At 52.0% G+C, this 23,877-nt stretch carries 21 protein-coding genes and 1 tRNA gene; 13 read left to right on the top strand and 9 right to left on the bottom strand.

The features are described from left to right. The gene (locus IAE30_RS09965; RefSeq protein WP_045816085.1) at nt 1-282 is read left to right on the top strand and encodes a YeaC family protein; all 282 of its coding nucleotides are present in this window, start codon (nt 1-3) and stop codon (nt 280-282) included. Between the two features lie 35 nt (nt 283-317). Here the strand turns inward: IAE30_RS09965 and pncA are convergent, their stop codons facing one another. The 3 genes from pncA to sppA all read right to left on the bottom strand — a co-directional run bounded on the left by pncA (nt 318) and on the right by sppA (nt 3,901). Beyond that, a complete protein-coding gene (gene pncA, locus IAE30_RS09960) occupies nt 318-926 on the bottom strand; it encodes a bifunctional nicotinamidase/pyrazinamidase (RefSeq protein ID WP_034828795.1) in 609 nt (202 codons plus the stop codon). A gap of 16 nt (nt 927-942) precedes the next feature. Further along, nucleotides 943-1,956: an asparaginase gene (ansA, locus tag IAE30_RS09955; RefSeq protein WP_038646633.1), complete on the bottom strand. Its 1,014-nt coding sequence runs from the start codon at nt 1,954-1,956 to the stop codon at nt 943-945. 85 nt (nt 1,957-2,041) lie between these two features. After that, the gene (gene sppA, locus IAE30_RS09950) at nt 2,042-3,901 is read right to left on the bottom strand and encodes a signal peptide peptidase SppA (protein ID WP_200679448.1); all 1,860 of its coding nucleotides are present in this window, start codon (nt 3,899-3,901) and stop codon (nt 2,042-2,044) included. Nucleotides 3,902-4,070: 169 nt separating this feature from the next. Here sppA and IAE30_RS09945 point away from each other — a divergent pair, with 169 nt between their 5' ends. The 4 genes from IAE30_RS09945 (at nt 4,071) to IAE30_RS09930 (ending at nt 8,060) form a co-directional block, all read left to right on the top strand. Continuing rightward, nucleotides 4,071-4,622, top strand: coding sequence for an NAD(P)H nitroreductase (locus IAE30_RS09945; RefSeq protein ID WP_200679487.1), 552 nt, complete (start codon nt 4,071-4,073; stop codon nt 4,620-4,622). 153 nt (nt 4,623-4,775) lie between these two features. Next, nucleotides 4,776-5,819 (top strand): selenide, water dikinase SelD, encoded by a 1,044-nt coding sequence (gene selD / locus IAE30_RS09940; protein WP_200679443.1) that lies wholly within the window; start codon nt 4,776-4,778, stop codon nt 5,817-5,819. 22 nt (nt 5,820-5,841) lie between these two features. Further along, nucleotides 5,842-7,764, top strand: a complete 1,923-nt coding sequence (locus IAE30_RS09935) for a DNA topoisomerase III (protein ID WP_045816089.1) — start codon at nt 5,842-5,844, stop codon at nt 7,762-7,764. After that, on the top strand, nt 7,764-8,060 hold the full coding sequence (locus IAE30_RS09930) for a DUF1496 domain-containing protein (RefSeq protein WP_200679441.1): 297 nt from the start codon (nt 7,764-7,766) through the stop codon (nt 8,058-8,060). The genes IAE30_RS09935 and IAE30_RS09930 overlap by 1 nt, the downstream gene beginning before the upstream one ends. A gap of 33 nt (nt 8,061-8,093) precedes the next feature. Here the strand turns inward: IAE30_RS09930 and xthA are convergent, their stop codons facing one another. From xthA to IAE30_RS09910, 4 genes are all read right to left on the bottom strand, one after another. Then, nucleotides 8,094-8,906, bottom strand: coding sequence for an exodeoxyribonuclease III (gene xthA / locus IAE30_RS09925; RefSeq protein WP_034828809.1), 813 nt, complete (start codon nt 8,904-8,906; stop codon nt 8,094-8,096). 110 nt (nt 8,907-9,016) lie between these two features. After that, nucleotides 9,017-9,101 (bottom strand) — tRNA-Tyr (locus IAE30_RS09920). Between the two features lie 143 nt (nt 9,102-9,244). Continuing rightward, entirely contained in the window at nt 9,245-10,093 is an 849-nt protein-coding gene (gene purU / locus IAE30_RS09915) for a formyltetrahydrofolate deformylase (RefSeq protein ID WP_034828882.1), read from the bottom strand. Between the two features lie 57 nt (nt 10,094-10,150). Further along, nucleotides 10,151-10,606 (bottom strand): YchJ family protein, encoded by a 456-nt coding sequence (locus IAE30_RS09910; protein WP_038646643.1) that lies wholly within the window; start codon nt 10,604-10,606, stop codon nt 10,151-10,153. Between the two features lie 96 nt (nt 10,607-10,702). Between IAE30_RS09910 and rssA the strand changes: the two genes are divergently transcribed. The 5 genes from rssA (at nt 10,703) to IAE30_RS09885 (ending at nt 16,215) form a co-directional block, all read left to right on the top strand. Further along, nucleotides 10,703-11,608: a patatin-like phospholipase RssA gene (gene rssA / locus IAE30_RS09905; protein ID WP_038646644.1), complete on the top strand. Its 906-nt coding sequence runs from the start codon at nt 10,703-10,705 to the stop codon at nt 11,606-11,608. Between the two features lie 102 nt (nt 11,609-11,710). Then, nucleotides 11,711-12,727, top strand: a complete 1,017-nt coding sequence (gene rssB, locus IAE30_RS09900; protein ID WP_034828815.1) for a two-component system response regulator RssB — start codon at nt 11,711-11,713, stop codon at nt 12,725-12,727. 193 nt (nt 12,728-12,920) lie between these two features. Then, nucleotides 12,921-13,829 (top strand): UTP--glucose-1-phosphate uridylyltransferase GalU, encoded by a 909-nt coding sequence (gene galU / locus IAE30_RS09895; RefSeq protein WP_034828817.1) that lies wholly within the window; start codon nt 12,921-12,923, stop codon nt 13,827-13,829. Nucleotides 13,830-13,852: 23 nt separating this feature from the next. After that, nucleotides 13,853-15,193: a UDP-glucose/GDP-mannose dehydrogenase family protein gene (locus IAE30_RS09890; RefSeq protein WP_038646648.1), complete on the top strand. Its 1,341-nt coding sequence runs from the start codon at nt 13,853-13,855 to the stop codon at nt 15,191-15,193. Nucleotides 15,194-15,207: 14 nt separating this feature from the next. Further along, complete coding sequence (locus tag IAE30_RS09885) at nt 15,208-16,215, top strand: NAD-dependent epimerase (RefSeq protein ID WP_200536824.1); 1,008 nt, start codon at nt 15,208-15,210, stop codon at nt 16,213-16,215. Nucleotides 16,216-16,311: 96 nt separating this feature from the next. Here IAE30_RS09885 and hns read toward each other — a convergent pair whose 3' ends face one another. Then, nucleotides 16,312-16,719: a histone-like nucleoid-structuring protein H-NS gene (gene hns / locus IAE30_RS09880; protein ID WP_034828823.1), complete on the bottom strand. Its 408-nt coding sequence runs from the start codon at nt 16,717-16,719 to the stop codon at nt 16,312-16,314. Nucleotides 16,720-17,136: 417 nt separating this feature from the next. On the opposite strand from hns, the gene tdk reads away from it, so the two are divergent. Next, nucleotides 17,137-17,757: a thymidine kinase gene (tdk, locus tag IAE30_RS09875; RefSeq protein ID WP_034828884.1), complete on the top strand. Its 621-nt coding sequence runs from the start codon at nt 17,137-17,139 to the stop codon at nt 17,755-17,757. Nucleotides 17,758-17,809: 52 nt separating this feature from the next. Here tdk and adhE read toward each other — a convergent pair whose 3' ends face one another. Then, nucleotides 17,810-20,488 (bottom strand): bifunctional acetaldehyde-CoA/alcohol dehydrogenase, encoded by a 2,679-nt coding sequence (gene adhE / locus IAE30_RS09870; RefSeq protein WP_045832160.1) that lies wholly within the window; start codon nt 20,486-20,488, stop codon nt 17,810-17,812. Between the two features lie 444 nt (nt 20,489-20,932). Between adhE and IAE30_RS09865 the strand changes: the two genes are divergently transcribed. Together IAE30_RS09865 and IAE30_RS09860 are read left to right on the top strand one after the other, a co-directional pair. Continuing rightward, the gene (locus IAE30_RS09865; protein WP_038646654.1) at nt 20,933-21,580 is read left to right on the top strand and encodes a YchE family NAAT transporter; all 648 of its coding nucleotides are present in this window, start codon (nt 20,933-20,935) and stop codon (nt 21,578-21,580) included. 575 nt (nt 21,581-22,155) lie between these two features. Then, entirely contained in the window at nt 22,156-23,796 is a 1,641-nt protein-coding gene (locus IAE30_RS09860) for an ABC transporter substrate-binding protein (RefSeq protein ID WP_200679439.1), read from the top strand. Nucleotides 23,797-23,877: the final 81 nt, after the last annotated feature.

Raw genomic sequence — 23,877 nt, 5'->3', positions numbered from 1 at the left:
ATGAAGCAAGAACTGGAAGCCATGCTGGCGGCGATGACGCCGGAAGTCTATGAGCGGCTCGCCACTGCAGTGGAAACCGGTAAATGGCCGGACGGTGTCGCGCTGACGCAGGAGCAGCGCGATAATTGCCTGCAGCTGGTGATGCTGTGGCAGGCGCGTCATAACGACGACCCACAGCATATGACCATTGGCAAAGGGGGCGAGATGGTTATGAAGTCGAAAAAGCAGCTTAAGGAAGAGTTTGGTATCGAGCCGGACATCACGCGCATTAACCTGCACTAAAACGCAAAAGGGCTGGTTTTCACCAGCCCTCATTTTCAGATTATTACCGCACCCTGAGCTTGCATCTGTTCGATGGCAATATCGCTGTCATCAGGATTCAGGTTGACGCCGCGGCAACCCTCTTTCACCACTTCAACGTTATAGCCCAGCTCCAGCGCATCCAGCACGCTGTATTTGACGCAATAGTCGGTAGCGAGCCCCAGCATCACCAGGTCGCTGATGTCGCGTTCTCGCAGCCAACTGTCTAGCTCCGTTTTGCGGCGATGGCCGTTATCGAAGAAAGCACTGTAGCTGTCCACATCAGCGTCGCCCCCCTTATGGAACACCGCATCAATCAGTGTGCGGTCCAGTTCTGGGTGGAAATCCGCCCCCACTGAGTTCTCGACTCCGTGATCGGGCCACCAAATCTGCGCCAGACCGTTCAATTCACCCAGGGTATACACCGGTTCGCCAGAGACGGAGGCGAAGCTGCCATGATCTGCCGGATGCCAGTCTTGCAATGCCACTACACATTCTCCCCGATCGCGGAACTCGCGTGCGTAGCGATTAGCAACGGCAACCGTTTGGTCGCCTTCGCGCACCGCCATTGGGCCGCCGGGGCAAAAATCGTTCTGAATATCGATGATTATCAATGCCCGCTTCATTACATCTCGCTCCGTATCAGTCGTCGGTCAGTTCGCCGCGTAAATTCTGTTGCATTCTGGCACGAATTTCCGGGTTGGTGAGGTTTTGGCTCAACAAAAAGTGCAGTTTTGTTAATGTTGCCTCAACCGTAAGGTCAAAACCGCTGATCACCCCCGCATGCTCCAGCGCATTACCGGTGGCATAGCCCCCCATGTTCACTTTGCCGGACATGCATTGCGTCAGATTCACCACCACAATCCCACGTTCGCTGGCCTGCTGCAGTTCAGCCAGGAATTCTGCATTTTGCGGCGCGTTGCCGACACCATAAGAGCGCAGAATCAGTGCTTTCACCGGCTGGCGCAAGAAGTTACGCACCACATCGGCAGAGATCCCGGGGTAAATGGTCACCACACCAATCGGTTGTGGGGTAATCGGATGCACAATCAACTCGCCGCTGCCCTGTGGTGCCGGCGGCGTATTGAGTTTACGAATGTGAATACCGGCTTCCAGCAAAGGAGGGAGATTCGGTGAAGCGAAGGCGTTGAAGCCGTCGGCATGTGCTTTGGTGGTGCGATTGCCACGAAACAGTGTGTTATTAAAGAACAACGCCACTTCATTAATGGGATAGTTCGCCGCAACATACAACGAATTGAGGAGGTTCTGCTGACCATCTGAGCGCAATTCTGCCAAAGGAATTTGCGAGCCGGTTACGATGACGGGCTTCGCGAGGTTTTCCAGCATGAATGACAGCGCCGAGGCGGTAAACGCCATGGTGTCGGTGCCGTGCAGAATCACAAAGCCATCATAGCTGTCGTAATTCTGTTTAATGTCATCAGCAATCGATTGCCAATCCAATGGCGTCATATCTGACGAATCCATCAGAGGCTGATATTCGTGGATGGTGAAATTCGGCATCTCAGGCCGATGGAACTCTGGCATGTTGGCCAGTTGCTGCTGCAGATGGCCGGAAACCGGAATGTAGCCGTGCGCGGAGCGCTGCATACCGATGGTACCGCCCGTGTAGGCTACATAGATATTTTTCTTTTGCATGGAAGAACTCAGACTTGCCGTAAAACGCGCAGTATAAGGGGATTAACAGCGAAAAGCAGCCCGACCAGCGGCCGGGCTGTAAAGATTAGCGTACGTTGCCGCAGTTCAGGCAGAAGGCGTAGCGATTTTGCGGATCATTGAGATTATTCATCAGGCCAGGCTGATCTTTCACTGCACTCATTACGTCCAGCATCGGCGCGGGCAGCCACACTTTCAGTGCTGCTGGCAGCATCGCTTGTGCAGAGGCATTCATCTGATTTAACAGCAGGTCAATCATACCGGGATCGTCCTGATACCAGCTGAGCTGAGGCTTGGCGACTTTTGCCAACTCAGCTGCTTTCGCCACGGCATCGTCAAAATCACCCAACGCATCCACCAGGCCATTGGCTTTAGCATCGCTGCCGGTCCAGACATGACCCTGGGCGATATCATTGATCTGTTCTGGCGTTTTATGACGTGACTTCGCCACCAGTCCGACAAAGTTGCGATAGCCGTTTTCGATGGTCAGCTGCATCAATTGCTGCACTTCCGTCGGCAGGGCTTTGGTGGTGGCAACGTCAGCCAGCGGAGAAGTGGCCACGCCATCCGTGTGCACACCAATACTGTTCAGGCTATTTTCAACCGTGTTAATCACGCCGAAAATGCCGATTGAACCGGTCAGGGTGCTGGGGGCGGCCACAATGTAGTCTGCTGGCGTCGAGATCCAGTAACCACCTGAAGCCGCCATACCGCCCATTGAGACCACCACTGGCTTACCGGCATCATGCGCTGCGGCTAACTCTTCACGAATCGCTTCCGATGCCGACACGCTGCCACCTGGGCTGTTGACGCGCAGTACAATCGCTTTGATTTTCGGATCGAGACGCGCATCGCGAATCTGCGAAGCGGTGGTATCGCCACCCACGTTTCCGGCGGTTTCCTCACCGTCCATAATCGCACCGCTGGCGAAGATCACCGCAATATTGCCATCCTGGTCCTGCTGAGGCTGCTTCACGGTGTAATCGTAAATGCTGACGTTGCGGTAATCGTTATTGGCTTTATCCCAGCCAAAGGCTTTCACCAGTTCCTGATCCGCAGCCGCACGGCTATCCAGCACATCAACCAATTTACTGTTCAGCGCATATTTTGCGGTATCGCCGTCAACAGCCTGCAATCCGCTGATGACGCCGGCTGCTCCTGGGAACAGTTGATCCGGCGTAATCTGGCGATTGGCGGAAACGGTGTTCAGGTAGTTCTGCCACAGCTGGCCGATCCAGCGACCATCCGCATCACGGGCTTCCGGAGACATATCGTCACGCAGGAAAGGCTCGACGGCAGATTTGTAGGTGCCCACACGGAACACATGAGAATTGACTTTGAGCTTCTCTAACAGGGATTTGTAATACAACCCATTGGTCGCAAAGCCATGCAGATCAACGGTGCCCTGCGGTGACAGATAAATTTTGGTGGCATAGCTGGCGATGTAGTATTGCGCCTGGCTATAGCTATCACCAATGGCGTATATCGGTTTGCCCGCATCACGGAACTCACGCAGCGATTTGCCCAGATATTGTAATGAGGGTTGATCGCCGCCCGCAAAATCACGCAAATCAAGCACGATCCCGGTGATGTTTTTGTCGGTTTTAGCCTGACGAACCGCATCCACCACGTCGAATAATGAATTCTCTTGCAGGCGATCGCTGCTCGCGCCCAGCAACTCACGACTGATGCGACTCAGGCGATTACTGACGGAGGGTTTATCCACCAATACACCGCTTAAATCCACTTTGAGTGCACCCTGTTGTACCGGTTCGCTGCTGTTGGCGCTGGAAAGCTGTAACCAGATACCGACACCGGCGAGGATTAAGACGATGAGGAATAAATTAAGAATGAATTCCCGAATAAAATTCAACACCCGCCAGCTCCAGCGGAACAGGCCAGCAATAATTCGCCACAATGTGCGCATAAACTCTCCATATTCACGTAACAGGGCAGTCGCCACGCGGTCTGCCCCGATGTCGGGTTCATCCTAAAGAGCAGCGTGCGAAATGTCAGCAGGAAATCGCGCCAGACTGTTACAAAAGATCTTGCTGTGCCAGGATTAGCCCACGCTTTTTATTCACGGGAGAATAATGATGGATGCACTGGATTTATTAATTAACCGCCGTTCGGCATCGCGTCTGGCAGAACCGGCACCCGCGGGCGAAGTCTTGCAGAACATTTTGCACGCAGGCTTACGTGCACCGGATCACGGTACGTTGCAGCCGTGGCGCTTTGTCATTGTAGAGAATGAAGGGCGTGAGCGTTTTGGTAAATTGCTTGAACAAGCAGCGCGTGACAGCGACCTCGATGAAAAGGCGATTGAAAAATCGGCCACTGCACCGTTTCGAGCGCCGATGATTATCACTGTGGTGGCGCACTGTGAGGATCATGCCAAAGTCCCGCATTGGGAACAGTTGGTTTCAGCAGGTTGTGCCGTGATGGCGATGCAAATGGCCGCGGTGGCACAAGGTTTTAACGGTATCTGGCGTAGCGGTCCATGGACTGACCATCCTTCGGTACGCGAAGCCTTTGGTTGCCGCGAGCAGGATGCGATTGTTGGATTCCTCTATCTCGGTACGCCGCAGCTTAAAGCCAATACCACGGTGGTTGCACCGGACACCGCGCAATTTGTCAGTTATTTCTGACAGACATCGGCGGGTTTCTTCGGCAGGGTGAGCCGTGTTGCAAAGATTGCACACCGTGTGTGCGAAAGATCGGGCTTAAACCGCGCAACACTTACCACCGGCTGACAGCCAGGCTAACATACAGCCTTCTGTTCAGCGCATAAGGAACCCGCCATGAGTGAACCGCTTCGTCTGACGCAATACAGCCATGGAGCTGGCTGCGGCTGCAAAATTTCGCCGCAGGTACTGGAAACCATTCTTCATAGTGAGCTGACCCCTTTTCACGACCCACAGCTGCTGGTGGGCAACGAAACACGTGACGATGCTGCCGTTTATGATCTCGGCAACGGTACGGCGGTGGTCAGCACCACTGACTTTTTTATGCCGATTGTCGATGATCCCCATACCTTTGGCCGTATCGCCGCCACCAATGCCATCAGTGATATTTATGCTATGGGCGGCAAACCGATCATGGCGATTGCCATCCTGGGTTGGCCAGTCAACGTGCTGAGCCCGGAAGTGGCTCAGCAGGTCATTGAAGGCGGGCGTGCGGCGTGCCAGGCTGCTGGCATTGCTCTGGCGGGTGGGCATTCGATCGATGCGCCGGAGCCGATTTTTGGCCTGGCCGTCACGGGAATTGTTGATGTGGCGCGGGTGAAAAAGAACAGCGCCGCGCAGGTGGGGAGCCAGCTGTTTCTCACCAAGCCACTGGGGATCGGCATCCTGACCACCGCCGAGAAAAAAGGCCTTCTGCTGCCAGAACACCAATCCTTAGCGGCGGAGGTGATGTGTCAGTTGAATAAAGCCGGTGCCGAATTCGCCAAACTGGATGGCGTCAGCGCCATGACCGATGTCACCGGTTTTGGCTTGCTCGGACATTTGAGTGAGATTTGCCAGGGGTCAGGTTTGCGTGCGGAAGTCCACGCCACGCAAGTTCCGCGCTTACCGGGTGTCGATGAGTATATTGCTAAAGGTGCCGTGCCCGGGGGTACTCAGCGCAATTTTGCCAGCTATGGCGCCCTTATTTCCGCGATGGACGATGCGACTTGCGCGTTACTGTGCGATCCGCAAACCTCGGGTGGTTTACTGGTGGCGGTGCAACCCAGCGAGGTCGAAGCTTTCCAGCGCTGCGCGACATTGGCCGGCGTGCAGGCGACAGCGATAGGTGAACTCTTCGCTGCCGATCCTTCCTGCCCATTAATTACCGTCGTGAATTGACGTAGAAGGAACGACGCCAGACATGCGTTTGTTTATTGCTGAAAAACCCAGCCTGGCGCGTGCCATTGCTGATGTACTGCCGAAACCGCATCGACGCGGTGACGGTTTTATTGCCTGTGGCAACGATCAGATGGTCACCTGGTGTGTCGGGCATTTGCTGGAACAGGCGCAGCCGGACAGCTATGACAGCCGCTATGCGCGCTGGAATCTTGCCGACCTGCCGATCATTCCGGAAAAGTGGCGTTTACAGCCACGCCCGTCGGTGGCGAAGCAACTCAAAGTGATTGAGGGTTTGCTGCAACAGGCGAGTGAAGTGGTGCACGCCGGTGACCCGGATCGTGAAGGTCAGCTGTTGGTGGATGAAGTGCTGGACTACCTGCAACTCGCGCCGGAAAAGCGGCAGAAAGTGCAGCGCTGTCTGATCAACGATCTCAACCCCTCCGCCGTGGAGCGAGCAGTAAGCCGTTTACGTGAGAATCGCGAGTTTATCCCGCTGTGCGTCTCCGCATTGGCCCGCGCCCGCGCAGATTGGCTCTACGGCATCAATATGACCCGTGCCTGGACGCTGTTAGGCCGCAATGCTGGTTATGATGGTGTGTTGTCGGTCGGTCGCGTACAAACGCCGGTGCTCGGCCTGGTGGTGCGTCGCGATGAAGAGATCGAAAACTTCATCCCGAAAGATTACTTCGAAGTGAAAGCGCACATCGTGACGCCGAAGGATGAGCGTTTTGTTGCCAGTTGGATACCCAGCGACGCCTGCGAACCCTGGCAGGATGAGGAAGGTCGCCTGTTACATCGATCGCTGGCCGATCACGTCTTAGAGCGCATCAACGGCAAGCCGGCGATAGTGACGGGCTATAACGACAAACGGGAATCTGACACCGCGCCATTGCCGTTTTCGCTCTCCAGCCTGCAGATCGAGGCGGCAAAGCGTTTCGGCCTGAGTGCGCAAAACGTACTGGACTGCTGCCAGCGTCTGTACGAAACCCATAAGTTGATAACCTATCCGCGTTCTGACAGCCGTTATTTGCCGGATGAACATTTTGCCGGACGGCATGCGGTGCTGAATGCGATTCAGGCACATCAGCCCAATTTGACACCGCCCACGGATTTTAATCCTGATCAGAAGAACCGCTGCTGGGATGATAAGAAGGTGGATGCTCACCACGCCATTATCCCTACCGCCCGCGCCAGCAAAGTGAACCTGACGGAAAATGAAGCCAATATTTACGGCCTTGTGGCGCGTCAGTATCTGATGCAATTCTGCCCTGATGCGGTGTTCCGTAAATGCGTTATCGATCTCGAGATTGGCGGCGGCAAGTTTGTTGCCAAAGCGCGCTTTCTGGCAGAAGCGGGGTGGCGTGCCTTACTGGGGAGCAAAGAGCGCGATGAAGAGAACGATGGCACGCCTTTACCTGTGGTCGCGAAAGGGGATGAGCTGCTGTGCGAGCGCGGTGAAGTGCTTGCCAAGCAGACACAGCCGCCGCGCCCGTTCACCGATGCTACCCTGTTATCCGCCATGACCGGCATCGCGCGTTTTGTTCAGGATAAAGAATTAAAGAAAGTGCTGCGTGCGACCGATGGTTTAGGAACGGAAGCGACGCGTGCGGGCATTATCGAATTATTGTTCCGCCGGACATTCCTCGTGAAGAAAGGCCGCTATATTCATTCTACGGACGCGGGCAGGGCGCTGATCCATGCGTTACCTGAAATGGCGGCCCGGCCAGATATGACGGCTCAATGGGAATCGACATTAACACGCATCAGTGAAAAGGCCTGCCGCTACGATGAGTTTATGCAGCCGCTGGTTGCCACGCTGATCGGGTTAATTGGCGAAGCGCGTCAGCGACCCTCGTTGCAATCATTTAGAGGCATTGCCGCACCGGCCGCTAAACGTAAAGCAAAACCGAAATCGACCCGGCGTAAAACCAAGGAGACAGAGTGATGCGTTATATTCTATTAGCGCTTAGCGGGCTGCTGTTGTGCATGAATTCGGCGCTGGCGAACCGCCAGCCGGAAAACAGTCGCATGGGCAATACGGATGTGGTGGTTGATATGCCACCGGAAGTCTGGACACAGGGACAGAATAATCAGCAGAGCAACTGTCTGCAGTGCTGCACTTATGAGAATCGCAGTTATTCTGAAGGGGCGGTCGTGAAAGCGGAAGGCGTGCTGCTGCAGTGCGGGCGTGATGAGAAAGTCATGGTCACTAACCCGCTTATCTGGAAAATCATCAAGTAAAGGTGCGTGGCGTTCTCACGCCACGCAGTTGACTTATTTTTCCAGATTGAACGTCGACCAGACCGGTGCATGATCTGAGGGTTTTTCCATGCTGCGGATCTCGTAGTCGATGCCGCTCTCGATGCAACGCGCGGCCAGCGGTTGGCTGGCCAGCAACAGGTCGATACGCAGACCACGGTTATCATCAAAACCTTTTGAACGGTAGTCGAACCAGGAGAAACGGTCAGCCGTTTCCGGGTATTTCGCGCGCCAGGTATCGACCAGACCCCAATGCAACAGGCGATCCATCCACTCACGCTCTTCTGGCAGGAATGAGCATTTACCGGTGCGCAGCCAGCGCTTACGGTTATCTTCGCCAATGCCGATATCAAGATCGGTACTGCTGATATTCATGTCACCCATGATCAGCACCGGCTTATCAACCGCCAACTGCTGTTCCAGATAATCCTGTAAATCACGGTAGAACTTCTCTTTCGCCGGGAATTTGGTTGGATGGTCACGGCTTTCACCCTGCGGGAAGTAACCGTTAATCACGGTGATGTCGCCAATCGGGCTGGGGATTTCCGCCATGATCAGGCGGCGTTGTGAATCTTCATCATCACCGGGAAAACCACGACGTACCGAAACGGGCTGAGCCTTGGTCAGCAGCGCGACGCCGTAGTGGCCTTTTTGGCCATGATAAAACACGTTGTAACCCAGTTTGCTGACGTCTTCGAGCGGGAACATGTCATCGTGAACTTTGGTTTCCTGCAGACCAATCACATCCGGCTGATGCTGCTCGACGAGGGCTTCAAGTTGATGAGGGCGTGCGCGCAAGCCGTTGATGTTGAAAGAGATGAATTTCATTTCGCTGCCATTTTTATCCGCAAAAGTATGTCTGGATGGTAGCGAGTTTTCGTTAAAAAGTCATGGGTTGAATCGGGAAGAAACGACGATGAAAGCAAGAAGGAAAACGATGGTGGCGGGAGAAGGATTCGAACCTTCGAAGTCGATGACGGCAGATTTACAGTCTGCTCCCTTTGGCCGCTCGGGAATCCCGCCACTGGCCTGAATAATGTGCCTGAAAGCGGGGCGCATCATACCAAATGCGCTCTGACTGTAAAGCGCTGAAAACAAAAATATGAATCGTTTGTCCACTTTTCATCCGTGGCGCTGAAGAGTTGCACAATTCAGCGCCAGGAAGCTTACAGAATGATGGTGCGGTTACCGTAGACGAACACGCGCTGGCCAAGCACTTTATACAGCGCACGGCTCAGGACATTCTTCTCGACATCACGCCCGGCACGCATCATCTCTTCTGCGGTGTAGCTATGGTCGACGTTGATCACGTCCTGCATGATGATTGGACCTTCATCCAGGTTGTCATTCACGTAGTGCGCGGTGGCACCGATAATTTTAACGCCACGCTCGTAAGCCTGATGGTAAGGGCGCGCGCCGATAAAGGCAGGCAGGAACGAGTGGTGAATGTTGATGATTTGATTCGGGTAACGCTGCACGAAGGCCGGTGTCAGCACACGCATGTATTTTGCCAGAACCACGTAATCCGGCTGGTAACGATCGATTTCGTCGCCCATGCGATTGTCATGCTCTTCGCGCGTCAGGCCTTCATGGCTGACCAGCACAAACGGAATATCGAAACGTTCAACAAGCGAGCGCAGTGTTTCATGGTTACCGATGACGGCAGCAATCTCCATATCGAGACCACCAAACGCGCATTTCATCAGTAAATCGCCCAGGCAGTGCGCCTCTTTAGTCACCAAAATCACCACGCGACGACGGCCGGCACTCTGCAATTCACGGACCGAACCGACTGGCAATGCGCTGTCGAGATCGGCCAGCAGGGTATTGTCGTTGAAAATCCCCTCCAGCTCTGTGCGCATGAAAAAGCGCCCGGTACGGTGATCGACAAACTCGTTGTTTTGCACGATGTTGAGTTCATGCTTGTAGCAAATATTGGTGATCTTGGCGATCAGACCTTTCGCGTCTGGGCAAATGGTCCGTAAAACTTTTCGTTGCGTGTTTTGCGCTTGCATCTCGATCAGAGTCCTGTCAAAGCGATGAATGGTAAAGCCGTTGTGCATCTGTCCAGATTAACCACAACATTTTTTGTATTTTTTATCGGAGCCACAAGGACAGCGATTGTTGCGCCCCAGCTCGGGCACCGTTCCGTCGATATAGTACCAGCGTTGATCCTCACGAAGAAAGCGTGAACATTCATAGATGGCCGAAGTGCGCTCTTTTTCGCGGTAACGCGCAAAAAAGGTCACAAAGGCTTCATTCTCGTGGCTTCCATGATTACAACGGGTTACATTCAAGCCCAGCCATTCAGTACCGGAAAAACTTTCAGATAATAACGTCTCAAGGTCGGCCACACGCTTACTGGAGTGCCAGGTCGCAGCCAGATAGCCCGCGTTCTTTTCAACATAGGCGGTATAGCGTGAACGCATTAATTGTTCAGCGCTGGCAGGGAATGCCTGACCGCTCAGAAAGGGCTGGCAACATAAGCTATACTGCTTTCCGCTGCAGCAGGGGCACTTTTCAGACACGTCATCTCCTGTGAGTGATTAAAGTTAATTAAAGTGTGCGCTATGGTAGCCGACTGCTGAGCGGGATGCTACGTACCAGACTAATCACGAGGTGCGATGAGAAAGGTGAGGATCGGGCTGGCCCTGGGTTCAGGTGCCGCCAAAGGTTGGGCGCACATTGGTGTGATTAATGGGCTGGAGCGTGCCGGCATTGAAATTGATGTGGTTGCAGGCTGCTCAGTCGGCGCGCTGGTGGGATCGGCATACGTCAATGGGCGGCTGGGCGTAATGGAAAAGTGGGTGAGCGCATTTCGCTATTGGGATGTGATCCGCCTCATGGATCTGTCGTGGCAGCGTGGTGGTTTGCTTCGCGGTGACCGCGTGTTCAGCCACATCCGTCAGTTGATCCCCAATGAATTTATTGAGGGGTGCAATAAACCTTTTGGCGTGGTGGCCTCGAATTTAAGTACCGGCCGTGAGTTGTGGTTAACCGAAGGTGATTTGCATCAGGCAGTACGCGCGTCCTGTAGTATGCCAGGCTTATTACCACCTGTTGGCTACAATGGTTACTGGCTGGTGGATGGTGCCGTGGTCAATCCGGTGCCGATATCTCTGACACGAGCCCTCGGCGCCGACATTGTCATCGCGGTGGACTTACAGCATGACGCGCATCTAATGCAGCAGGATTTATTGTCGGTGACGCCACAGAGCGGCGAAGAAGAGGCCGCGGCTGAAGCATTAAGCTGGGGCAAAAAATTGCGCCAGCGCATACTGGGTCTGACGCACCGCCGGGCGAATCAAACGCCGGGCGCCATGGAGATCATGTCCACATCCATCCAGATTCTGGAAAACCGCCTTAAACGTAATCGTATGGCGGGCGATCCACCGGATGTGCTGATTCAACCGTTTTGTCCGCAGATATCCACACTGGATTTTCATCGTGCAGAAGAAGCCATTGCGGCAGGTAAAGCCGCCGTCGAGAAAAAAATGGATGAACTATTACCGCTGGTCCGTGGCAGATAATCAGGTTGTTCATTCACAGGCAGTGCGACTTCAGTCAATTCTGAAAGGCGCAACTGCGTTTTATGAACCACTATTGAAATATCTGGTACGCAGGGGGAGAGAATGGAAAAACCACTAATCGGCAAAAAGATACTCATTGTCGAAGATGAGGTCGTTTTCCGTTCGATGTTAGACACTATGTTGGTGGGGCTGGGAGCCAGCACGCTGGAAGCGGGAGATGGCCTCGATGGCTTAACCTTACTGTCGGCTCAAGCCGTGGATCTGGTGATTTGCGATCTGGAGATGCCGCGCATGGGGGGGCTTCAGTTCGTCGAACGTATTCGCAGTCGCGGCAATAGCGTGCCAATTTTGATCATCTCCGCCACGCAGAACATGGCAGATATTGCGCATGTCCTGCGCCTTGGGGTTCAGGATGTTCTGCTTAAGCCGCTCAGAAACCTCGAACGTTTTCGTGAAGCTGTATATGAGTGTCTTTACCCTTCGATGTTCACTTCTAAAGTTGAGGAAGATGAACAACTGTTTCAGGACTGGGATGCACTGGTTCGCGATCCTTTAGCTGCGTCTAAGCTACTGAAGCAGTTGCAACCGCCGGTTCAGCAAACCATCGCTAATTGCCGCATTAACTATCGCCAACTGACCATGGCTGAACAGCCGGGGCTGGTGCTGGATATCGCCGCGTTGTCCGACAAGGATTTGGCCTTCTACTGTCTTGATGTGACCCGAGCAGGCGATAATGGCGTGTTGGCCGCCTTACTGTTGCGCGCGCTGTTCAACGGCCTGTTACAGGAACAACTTTCCGGACAGAAACAGCGCCTGCCGGAGTTAAACGGCCTGCTGCGCCAGGTCAATATGCTGTTACGCCAGGCCAATCTCAGTGGCCAGTTCCCCTTGCTGGTGGGGTACTACCATCGTCAGTTGAAAAACCTGATTCTGGTCTCCGCTGGCCTCAACGCCACATTGCACATTAACACCCATCAGATTCAACTCAGTAATGGCGTGCCGCTTGGTACTATGGGCAGTACGCACCTCAATCAGATCAGTCAACGCGCGGATGCCTGGCAGTGCCATGTGTGGGGCGCGGGTGGCAGGCTACGGCTGATGTTATCGGCTGAAGAATAAGCGATCGGATTTATATTTTTTGCGGGCTGGAGACAGGGCCAGGGGTAAGCTTTACACTTGGGTAATAGTCTTAAATTCCGCGGATTAGCTCCATCCAGGATAAATCCGTCTGATAGTAACTGATATACTCATTTCGTTTTTAAACCGACATATCAAGTATTAACTTGAACGGCCTATTAAGAGAGGTATTTAGATGTCTGCCTATAAGTCTAAAGTAAAAAAAGCGGTAATCCCGGTTGCAGGTCTGGGTACGCGTATGCTGCCTGCTACTAAAGCTATTCCAAAAGAGATGTTACCGCTGGTCGATAAGCCGCTGATCCAATATGTCGTGAATGAGTGTATCGCTGCGGGCATTAACGAAATCGTGTTGGTTACACACTCTTCCAAAAACGCCATCGAAAACCATTTTGATACCAGTTTTGAACTGGAATCCATGCTGGAAAAACGCGTTAAGCGTCAGCTGTTGGACGAAATCCAGTCTATCTGTCCTCCACACGTGACCATCATGCAGGTGCGTCAGGGTATTGCGAAAGGCCTTGGCCACGCAGTGATGTGTGCACACCCACTGGTCGGTGATGAGCCGGTTGCCGTGATTCTGCCGGATGTGATCATCGACGAGTACGAATCTGATCCGACCAAAGACAACCTGGCAGAAATGCTGGCGCGTTACGAAGAAAGCGGCCGCAGCCAGATCATGGTAGAGCCGGTTGCTGATGTAACCGCTTACGGTGTCGTTGACTGCAAAGGTGCTGACCTGGCGCCAGGCCAGAGCGCGCCGATGGTGGGTGTGGTTGAGAAGCCTAAAGCTTCTGAAGCGCCATCTAACCTCGCGGTTGTGGGTCGTTACGTGCTGTCTGCTGACATCTGGCCTCTGCTGGCGAAAACCCCTCCAGGTGCTGGCGGCGAAGTTCAGCTGACCGACTCCATCGCCATGCTGATGGAAAAAGAGACCGTTGAAGCCTATCACCTGACCGGTGTAAGCCATGACTGCGGTAACAAACTGGGTTATATGCAGGCTTTCGTTGAGTATGGCGTTCGTCATCCAGTACTGGGTAAAGACTTTACTCAATGGCTGGAAGGCGCTGTAGGCAACAAAAAGTAATTCATTAAACACAGGATAATTCAATGAAAGTCACTGTATTTGGTATCGGCTATGTCGGTCTGGTTCAGGCTGCGGTGTTAGCCGAAGTCGGACATGACGTTCTCTGTATTGATGTCGATGAAAAGAAAGTCGAAAACCTGAAAAAAGGCCATATTCCGATTTTCGAACCGGGTTTGACGCCGCTGGTGATGTCTAACTATGAAGCGGGTCGCCTGAAGTTCAGCACCAATGCAGAAGAGGGTGTTAACCACGGTGTGATGCAGTTTATTGCTGTGGGTACGCCGCCGGATGAAGACGGTTCTGCCGATCTGAAATATGTGACTGCGGTTGCGCGGACAATTGCAGCGCACATGAACGATCATAAAGTGGTGATCGATAAATCTACCGTCCCTGTTGGAACGGCTGATCGTGTGCGTGCAGTAATGGCCGAGACGCTGCAAAAACGTGATGCAAACATCCCGTTTGATGTGGTTTCTAACCCTGAATTCCTCAAGGAAGGGGCTGCAGTAAACGACTGCATGCGTCCTGAGCGCATCGTAGTGGGTACCGATAACGACGAAGTGGTTGAATTGCTGCGTGAGCTTTATGAGCCATTCAATCGCAATCACGATCGTATGATTCTGATGGATATTCGCAGTGCAGAGCTGACCAAGTACGCAGCGAACTGCATGCTGGCGACCAAAATCAGCTTCATGAACGAGATCTCTAACCTGGCAGAACGTTTGGGAGCCGACGTTGAGAAAGTCCGCCAGGGGATTGGTTCAGATTCACGTATTGGTTATCACTTCATCTACCCTGGCTGCGGCTACGGTGGTTCGTGCTTCCCGAAAGACGTGCAGGCGCTGATTCGCACTGCTGAGTCGATTGGTTACACACCGCGTCTGTTGCAGGCGGTAGAAGATGTGAATGATTCACAGAAGAACAAACTGCCGAGCTTCATCAAACGTCATTTTGGCGACGATCTGCGTGGCAAAACCTTCGCTCTCTGGGGCCTGGCGTTCAAACCTAATACCGACGATATGCGTGAAGCCTCCAGCCGTGTGCTGATGGAAACGCTGTGGGAAGCGGGTGCGACCATTCAGGCATTTGACCCGGAAGCAATGGAAGAAGCGCAGCGTATTTATGGCCACCGCGACGATCTGAAGCTGACCGGTACCAAAGAAGCGGCGTTGCAGGGTGCTGATGGCCTGGTCATTTGTACTGAATGGCAGAACTTCCGTGCGCCAGATTTCGACGTTATCAAAACCGCGTTAAAACAACCCGTGATTTTTGATGGTCGTAACCTGTATGATCCGGAACGTATCAGCAAACGCGGCTTTACGTATTACGCTATCGGCCGCGGAGCATCAATTCAAATTGTGTAATAAATGAGGGATGTATGAAGTTTTTGGTTACCGGTGCGGCAGGTTTTATTGGATTTCACGTGAGTCAGCGTTTGCTGGCCGCCGGTCACCAGGTCGTCGGTATCGATAACCTGAATGACTATTACGATGTCAGCCTGAAACAATCGCGCTTAGACCAAATCCTTCAGCATCCCGAGTTTATTTTCCTGAAAATGGACCTGGCAGATCGCCAGGCCATTTCTTCATTATTCGATGATCATGCATTTGATCGCGTGATCCATCTGGGTGCACAAGCGGGCGTTCGTTATTCAATTGATAACCCACACGCTTACGCCGATGCCAATCTCATTGGCCACCTCAATATTCTCGAAGGGTGCCGCCATCATAAAGTTGGCCACCTGCTGTATGCGTCATCCAGCTCAGTTTATGGGCTTAACCGCAAAATGCCTTTCTCAACGGATGATTCTGTTGACCATCCTATTTCTCTGTATGCGGCCACCAAAAAAGCCAACGAATTGATGTCGCATACTTATTCCCATTTGTACCAGTTGCCCACCACCGGTCTGCGCTTTTTTACTGTTTACGGTCCGTGGGGACGTCCGGATATGGCATTGTTCAAATTCACCCGCGCAATGCTGGCCGGTGAGCAAATTGACGTCTATAACCGTGGGCAAATGACCCGAGATTTCACTTACATTGATGATATTGCTGAAGCTATCGTGCGCATTCAGGATGTGATTCCGCAGGCTGATGAAAACTGGACCGTGGAAGCGGGATCGCCGGCCACCAGTTCTGCGCCCTATCGTGTTTACAATATTGGCAACAGCCAGCCGACCAGCCTGATGACCTATATCGAGTCACTGGAAAAAGCGTTGGGCATTGAAGCGAAGAAAAATATGCTGCCGATGCAGCCGGGAGATGTGCTCAATACCAGTGCGGATACCCAGCCGTTATATGACGCGATTCAGTTCCGTCCGCAAACCAGGGTTGAGCAGGGCGTGCAGAACTTTGTTGATTGGTATCGTCGCTTCTATCAGCAATAACGACGCATTAAAAAAGGAAGCCAGCGGCTTCCTTTTTCTTACCCGGTGTAAAGTGAACTCACGTTAGCGTTATTCACAATTCGAAGCACTGGAGAATTACAGCAGGAAATCGTCCAGTTGTTTACCTTGTTCTTCAATCGCTTTTTTAATCACGGCTGGTGTACGACCCTGGCCTGTCCAGGTACGGTTTTCACCATTTTCATCAACGTAAGAATACTTGGCAGGACGTGCAGCACGCTTGGTTTTACCCGGTGCTTTGGTTTCAGAAAGTGCCTGTAACAGTTCGTTTGGATCGATACCATCCGCAATCAGCATTTCACGGTATTGTTCCAGTTTGCGGTTACGTTCAGCATTTTCAGCCTGCGCGTGAGTTTCTTCTTCACGACGCTCATTGACGACAACCTCGAGTTTTTCCAGCATCTCTTCCAGTGTTTCCAGAGTGCATTCCCGAGCTTGCGCGCGCAATGTACGGATATTATTAAGAATTTTAAGTGCTTCGCTCATTGTCCTAATCTCAAAATATAATAAATGGGAGTTGTTCTGCCGACTCATAATAGTGGGGCTAAAAAATAACTGCAATAGTCAGATTAAAAAGTAAAACGTAAAGTAAAAACCAGAAATCACATTGTATAACGGTTTACAAATATATTTACCATTAGCGCTTAGATCCGAAGCCTTGATTATCCGCGTTTGCCACCGTGACGTTGTGCTAATCCTTACACTTTGGCGGTAATAATGCTGAATAAATTCTCAGCATAGATTGTTCTTTGCCAAAAAGTGCTGTTTTAACTTCGATGATGAATCACGTACCTGCCATTGCCGTTAATTTGAGCAAATGATAAAAATAATGCATCGCTACAGGTTTACTTGTTTATGGTAAACTGCGCGCCATCAGATTTGTGCTGCGATGAGATTCTGCATATGGCCCAACTTTATTTTTATTACTCCGCGATGAACGCGGGTAAATCCACTGCTTTGCTTCAGTCCTCCTATAACTATCAGGAGCGCGGCATGCGCACGCTGGTGTATACCGCCGAGATTGATGACCGCTTTGGTGCGGGCAAGGTAAGCTCGCGGATTGGTCTTTCGTCCCCTGCTTTTTTATATAACGCTGCGACACAATTAAATCAGGAAATAGCCAGGGAGCATGCGAAGCAACCGGTTCATTGTGTGCTGGTGGATGAGAGTCAGTTCCTGACACGTGAGCAGGTCAGAGCGTTATCGGATGTGGTCGACAATATGGATATTCCCGTATTGTGTTATGGATTACGCACTGATTTTCGCGGCGAGCTCTTTACCGGCAGTCAATATTTACTGGCATGGGCAGATAAACTGGTTGAGCTTAAAACCATCTGCCATTGCGGCCGTAAAGCCAGCATGGTATTGCGCCTTGATGCCAACGGTAAACCGTTCAGCGAAGGAGAGCAGGTGGTGATTGGCGGTAATGAGCGATATATTTCTGTCTGCCGTAAACACTATAAACAGGCGATTGATGAAGGATCGTTAAAAGCTATCTATGGTGCGCAATCTCCGCACGCTTGATTATTTAGTGATAAAAAAACCCGCCGCAGCGGGTTTTTTGTTTTTTAGCCGGTTAGGCTTTTTTGGTCTTTTTCTCGATTTTCACCGTTTTATCATCGGCGGCTTCAGCAATTGGGCCTTCAGCTTCAGAGAATTCGCGGCCATAGAAGGTATCCAGCATGATTTGCTTCAATTCAGCAATCAGCGGATAACGCGGGTTCGCACCGGTACACTGGTCATCAAACGCGTCGTCTGCCAGCTTATCGACTTTCGCCAGGAAATCGGCTTCCTGCACGCCTGCTTCACGGATAGAGGTTGGGATACCCAGTTGAGTTTTCATCTCTTCCAGCCATGCCAGCAGTTTTTCAATTTTCTGGGCAGTGCGGTCACCCTGTGCACTCAATCCAAGATGGTCGGCAATTTCAGCGTAGCGACGACGTGCCTGTGGGCGATCGTACTGGCTGAAAGCCGTCTGCTTGGTTGGGTTGTCATTCGCGTTGTAACGGATGACGTTGCAAATCAGCAGGGCGTTGGCCAAACCGTGCGGAATGTGGAACTCCGAGCCCAGCTTATGCGCCATGGAGTGACACACACCGAGGAAGGCGTTGGCGAAGGCGATACCGGCGATGGTTGCCGCATTATGCACACGCTCACGCGCCACGGGATTCTTCGCACCCTCACGATAGCTGGCAGGCAGGTTCTCTTTCAGCAGCTTCAGCGCCTGCAGCGCCTGGCCATCAGAGTACTCATTTGCAAGGACAGAGACATAGGCTTCCAGCGAGTGAGTCACCGCATCCAGACCACCAAATGCACAGAGCGAGCGTGGCATATCCATCACCAGATTGGCATCCACAATCGCCATATCAGGCGTCAGTGCATAGTCCGCTAACGGATATTTCTGGCCGGTCGCATCGTCAGTGACCACCGCAAACGGCGTGACTTCAGAACCGGTACCGGAAGTGGTGGTGATAGCCACCATGCGTGCTTTCACGCCCATTTTCGGGAACTTGTAGATACGTTTACGGATATCCATGAAACGCAGCGCCAGCTCTTCGAAGTGGGTTTCAGGATGTTCGTACATTACCCACATGATTTTCGCGGCATCCATTGGCGAACCGCCACCCAGGGCGATAATCACATCAGGTTTGAAGCTATTCATCTGCTCAGCACCTTTACGTACGATGCTCAGCGTTGGGTCCGCTTCAACTTCAAAGAACACTTCGGTTTCAATGCCGTGGGCTTTCAGCACGCGAGTGACTTGATCGGCGTAGCCATTGTTAAACAGGAAACGGTCGGTGACGATAAAGGCGCGTTTAGCGCCGTCGGTGGCAACTTCCTCCAGGGCAATCGGCAGTGAACCACGACGGAAGTAGATAGACTTCGGAAGTTTATGCCACAACATATTTTCAGCTCGCTTGGCCACGGTTTTCTTGTTGATCAGGTGTTTAGGTCCGACGTTCTCAGAAATTGAGTTACCGCCCCAGGATCCACAACCCAGCGTCAACGATGGCGCAAGTTTGAAGTTATACAGGTCGCCAATACCGCCTTGCGAAGCGGGTGTGTTAATCAGAATTCGGGCGGTCTTCATTTTGTCGCCAAAGAAGTGCACGCGCTCGTGTTGGTTATCCTGGTCAGTGTAGAGACAAGAGGTATGGCCGATACCGCCCATAGCCACCAGTTTTTCTGCCTTATCTACCGCGTCGTAATAATCTTTTGCACGATACATCGCCAGGGTTGGCGACAGTTTTTCGTGGGCAAACGGTTCAGACTCATCCACCAGCTTCACTTCACCGATGAGAATTTTAGTGGTCGCAGGGACGCTGATACCGGCCAGTTCAGCAATTTTTGCCGCAGGCTGACCGACGATAGCGGCATTCAGTGCGCCATTTTTCAGGATGATATCCTGAATGGCTTTCAACTCTTTGCCCTGCAGCAGATAGCCGCCGTGGCTGGCGAAACGCTCGCGAACCGCATCGTACACCGAGTCCACCACGATGACTGACTGCTCTGACGCACAAATGACGCCGTTATCGAAGGTTTTGGACATCAGGATAGAAGCGACTGCGCGTTTGATATCGGCGGTTTCATCGATCACCACAGGCGTATTACCGGCACCGACACCAATCGCTGGTTTACCGGAACTGTATGCGGCTTTTACCATGCCTGGGCCACCGGTGGCCAGAATCAGGTTGATATCAGGGTGATGCATTAACTGGTTAGACAGTTCTACTGAAGGAACATCGATCCAGCCAATAATGTCTTTTGGTGCACCGGCGGCAATGGCGGCTTGCAACACAATGTCGGCTGCTTTGTTGGTGGCATCTTTGGCGCGTGGATGGGGTGAGAAGATGATGCCGTTACGGGTTTTAAGGCTGATCAATGCTTTAAAGATGGCGGTTGAGGTCGGGTTGGTGGTCGGGACGATACCGCAAATCAGGCCAATCGGCTCAGCGATGGTGATAGTACCAAAGGTGTCATCCGTATCCAGCACACCGCAGGTTTTCTCATCTTTATAGGCGTTGTAGATATATTCAGAAGCGAAGTGGTTTTTGATCACTTTATCTTCAACGATACCCATGCCTGATTCGGCGACGGCCATTTTGGCGAGGGGGATACGGGCATCAGCAGCGGCGAGTGCAGCAGCGCGGAAAATGGTATCAACTTGTTCCTGACTAAAGTTGGCGTATTCACGCTGTGCCTTTTTAACACGCTCTACCAGTGCATTAAGTTCGGCAACATTTGTAACGGCCATAGTGCTCTCCTGAAGGAAGTTAAACTCTTTTAGTAAGCAAGCCTGAGTCCGAAAGTATAGTCGCGCTATGCTTATACGTTGTTCAGAGTGGCGAGTAGATTGCCGTTGCTTACTAAAAGGGTTTCCAGGATAAGATGCTTACGCCTATTTCAATAGTTTCGATGGGGTAAGATTACCCCTGATGAGGTAGGCAAATTTTGATGTGGATCAATCTGGCGCCAAGCTGACACCTTTCAGCACCGACTTTAGCAACTAAAGTAACGCATTAAGCGGTTTTGGCTGGTTGAGAGGACGTGAGGTGGGTGACGACCCCTTGTTCGCAGAGGAATAAACTGGAAGTAAGTGGAAATAGCAGCATATATTTCCGCTTAACCCACTGGTTTTCCGTCCGGCTTATGCACTACATTAAGCGCGATTTGAAACACTACCTTCGTGGAGCTCACCGTGAACCCCGTGCTACTTGATTTTTCCGGCTACGTTAAGTTTTTTGTCGGTTTATTTGCCCTGGTTAATCCCGTAGGGATCATCCCCGTGTTTATCAGCATGACCAGCTACCAGGCGGTCGCTGAGCGGAATAAAACCAATTTTACGGCAAATCTTGCTGTGGCGATTATTCTCTGGACCTCACTGTTCCTGGGGGATGCCATTCTCCATTTGTTTGGCATTTCCATTGACTCATTCCGTATCGCCGGGGGCATTCTGGTGGTCACAATCGCGATGTCGATGATCAGCGGCAAACTGGGCGAGGATAAGCAAAACAAGCAAGAAAAGTCAGAAACCGCGATTCGTGAAAGTATTGGTGTGGTGCCACTGGCCTTGCCCTTAATGGCCGGCCCGGGTGCGATCAGTTCGACCATCGTCTGGAGCACGCGTTACCACAGCTGGATAAACCTGATCGGTTTCACTATCGCCATTGCGATATTCGCTTGCTGCTGTTGGTTACTGTTTCGGGCTGCCCCTTTAATGGTGCGCGTTCTAGGGCAAACAGGCATTAACGTGATTACCCGAATCATGGGATTGCTATTAATGGCACTGGGGATTGAGTTTGTTGTCACCGGAATGAAAGCGATATTTCCGGGGTTGCTGAATTAAATTGTCGGTGTTTTCAGTTAAAAAATAACTTTCGTGATCCATGTTGGTGCAATTGGCCATTATTTTGCACCAATAGGGTGAAATTATTCGCCTAGCTTAATATGATTTGCCTGTCATCACTTTTGCTACTACTTTTCCTTCCTGCGCCAGTTCATCAATAAATATATGTGATAATTATCACAGTATATTTCACTGCTATATTCATTTTAATTAGTCACTATTCGGATGTTTTCTCGCCTCAAATAACGTTTCATATTGTTGGTCGAGGGTTTGGCAGCGTTAACAGTAAAATGGCGGGTTGCAGAGCTTTATTGGCGAGAAAATCGACTGAATATTGACTTATTGCTTGTAAAACATATGCTTGAATAATATTTCAGGGTGAAAATTAACACTTCTCCTGTCGCGGACTCCATGATAAAAGAGAATTAGCTAACATTTTTGCTGTTTAGCTTTGGCGTGCGGGCATCGGTTCTGATAATTTTCGGCTCATCACAAATTTTTTCCCTGTTCGCGACAAATGTGTACGCTTCTTGCTTACTCGCTATCAGGTTTTTATTTAAGGTTGATATTTGTTGATGAAAAACATGGTAGCGAAAAAGGTTGCGCGCACGTCTTTGGCACTTTGTCTGGCAGGTGCAGGTTTTGTCTCTCACAGTCAGGCAGCTGACATCCCGGCTGGGACGCAATTATCAGCAACACAGCGCATCGTCATCAACAACGGCAGTGAAGTGTCTTCTCTCGATCCGCAAAAAACGGAAGGGGTGCCTGAATCCAACGTTATCCGCAATTTGCTCGAAGGGCTGGTTGAGACCGACAACAACGGTCAGATTGTGCCCGGGGTTGCAACGCAGTGGAGCAACCAGCAAGGGCGTATCTGGACCTTCACCCTGCGTGAAGATGCGCGCTGGAGCAACGGTGAACCCGTCACCGCGCAAGATTTCGTCTACAGCTGGCAGCGTCTGGCCGATCCGAAAACAGCTTCACCCTATGCCAGTTATTTGCAAGCCGCTCATATCGCCAACATTGACCCCATTTTGGCGGGCAAAGCCTCGCCGGATTCACTGGGCGTGAAAGCGATTGATGCGCATCACCTCGAAGTGACACTCACTGAGCCTGTTCCCTATTTTGTCGATATGCTGGCCCACACCGCGATGAAGCCGGTGTATCGTGCGGCGATTGAAAAATTCGGCGAGCAGTGGACCCAACCGCAGAACTATGTGGGAAATGGTGCCTACACGCTGGCTGACTGGGTGGTGAATGAAAAGATTGTCCTGAAGCGTAATCCGCAATATTGGGATAACGCGCACAGCGTGATTGATGAGGGCGTTTTTCTGCCGCTCTCTTCCGAAAACAGTGACATTAACCGCTATCGCAGCGGCGGCACGGACATGACCAATAGCGTGGTGCCTCCTGATTTGTTCAAGAAGTTGCAGCAGGATTTGGGCGATCAAGTCAAAGTCAGCCCTGTGCTCTGCACCTTCTACTATGAGATGAATAACAAAAAAGCCCCGTTCGATGATGCCAGGGTACGAACAGCGCTGAAGCTGACGCTCGATCGTGACATCATCGCCGACAAGATCATGGGGCAAGGTCAGATTCCCGCCTATGCGCTGACGCCGCCATTTACGCACGGCATCTCGCCTGAAGCCCCGGCATGGTCGAAGCAAACTCAGGCCGAGCGCAACGCCAGTGCGAAGCAACTGCTGACAGAAGCGGGTTTCAATGCTCAGCATTCGTTGCGTTTCACGCTGCTTTATAACACCTCTGAACAGAACAAACGGCAGGCCATCGCCGCCGCCTCAATGTGGCAAAAGAATCTCGGTGCCGAGGTGACGCTACAAAATCAGGAGTGGAAAACGCTGCTGGAGACACGTCGTCAGGCACAATACGATGTAGTGCGTGCGACATGGTGCTCGGATTATAACGAGCCCTCAACCTTCCTAAACATGCTGTTGAGCGGATCGTCCATTAACACCGCATTTTATCACAGCGATGCTTTCGATAAATTGATGGCGCAAACCCTGACGGTTGCCGATAACACTCAACGGGCATCTTTGTATCAGCAGGCCGAAGCGCAGCTGGATAAGGACTCGCCCATCGTGCCGGTTTACTATCGCGTCAGCGTTCGTCTGGTGAAACCCTGGGTAGGCGGTTTCACCGGCAAGGATCCGCAAGATATGCTGGCATTGAAATACTATTACATAAAGAAACATTGAGTAATGTGGGGAACCGGCGCTACAGTCGGACGGCACATTAACGTGGTAAACCCTGAAGGGTGATAGTGGTCTCTGTTCAGA

It is taken from the genome of Pantoea sp. S61 (assembly GCF_016625145.1).
GTDB lineage: Bacteria > Pseudomonadota > Gammaproteobacteria > Enterobacterales > Enterobacteriaceae > Pantoea > Pantoea rwandensis_B.
Note: the sequence above shows the minus strand (reverse complement) of the source record. Positions and strands in the feature narration are given on the sequence as shown.

Bases quoted from the DNA above. Each gene is read 5' to 3' on its own strand.
- xthA (WP_034828809.1), bottom strand. From the start codon at position 8,906: ATGAAATTCATCTCTTTCAACATCAACGGCTTGCGCGCACGCCCTCAT.
- purU (WP_034828882.1), bottom strand. From the start codon at position 10,093: ATGCAAGCGCAAAACACGCAACGAAAAGTTTTACGGACCATTTGCCCA.
- rssB (WP_034828815.1), top strand. From the start codon at position 11,711: ATGGAAAAACCACTAATCGGCAAAAAGATACTCATTGTCGAAGATGAG.
- IAE30_RS09890 (WP_038646648.1), top strand. From the start codon at position 13,853: ATGAAAGTCACTGTATTTGGTATCGGCTATGTCGGTCTGGTTCAGGCT.
- rssA (WP_038646644.1), top strand. From the start codon at position 10,703: ATGAGAAAGGTGAGGATCGGGCTGGCCCTGGGTTCAGGTGCCGCCAAA.
- IAE30_RS09965 (WP_045816085.1), top strand. From the start codon at position 1: ATGAAGCAAGAACTGGAAGCCATGCTGGCGGCGATGACGCCGGAAGTC.
- sppA (WP_200679448.1), bottom strand. From the start codon at position 3,901: ATGCGCACATTGTGGCGAATTATTGCTGGCCTGTTCCGCTGGAGCTGG.
- ansA (WP_038646633.1), bottom strand. From the start codon at position 1,956: ATGCAAAAGAAAAATATCTATGTAGCCTACACGGGCGGTACCATCGGT.
- IAE30_RS09860 (WP_200679439.1), top strand. From the start codon at position 22,156: ATGAAAAACATGGTAGCGAAAAAGGTTGCGCGCACGTCTTTGGCACTT.
- selD (WP_200679443.1), top strand. From the start codon at position 4,776: ATGAGTGAACCGCTTCGTCTGACGCAATACAGCCATGGAGCTGGCTGC.
- tdk (WP_034828884.1), top strand. From the start codon at position 17,137: ATGGCCCAACTTTATTTTTATTACTCCGCGATGAACGCGGGTAAATCC.
- IAE30_RS09935 (WP_045816089.1), top strand. From the start codon at position 5,842: ATGCGTTTGTTTATTGCTGAAAAACCCAGCCTGGCGCGTGCCATTGCT.
- adhE (WP_045832160.1), bottom strand. From the start codon at position 20,488: ATGGCCGTTACAAATGTTGCCGAACTTAATGCACTGGTAGAGCGTGTT.
- galU (WP_034828817.1), top strand. From the start codon at position 12,921: ATGTCTGCCTATAAGTCTAAAGTAAAAAAAGCGGTAATCCCGGTTGCA.
- IAE30_RS09885 (WP_200536824.1), top strand. From the start codon at position 15,208: ATGAAGTTTTTGGTTACCGGTGCGGCAGGTTTTATTGGATTTCACGTG.
- hns (WP_034828823.1), bottom strand. From the start codon at position 16,719: ATGAGCGAAGCACTTAAAATTCTTAATAATATCCGTACATTGCGCGCG.
- IAE30_RS09945 (WP_200679487.1), top strand. From the start codon at position 4,071: ATGGATGCACTGGATTTATTAATTAACCGCCGTTCGGCATCGCGTCTG.
- IAE30_RS09930 (WP_200679441.1), top strand. From the start codon at position 7,764: ATGCGTTATATTCTATTAGCGCTTAGCGGGCTGCTGTTGTGCATGAAT.
- pncA (WP_034828795.1), bottom strand. From the start codon at position 926: ATGAAGCGGGCATTGATAATCATCGATATTCAGAACGATTTTTGCCCC.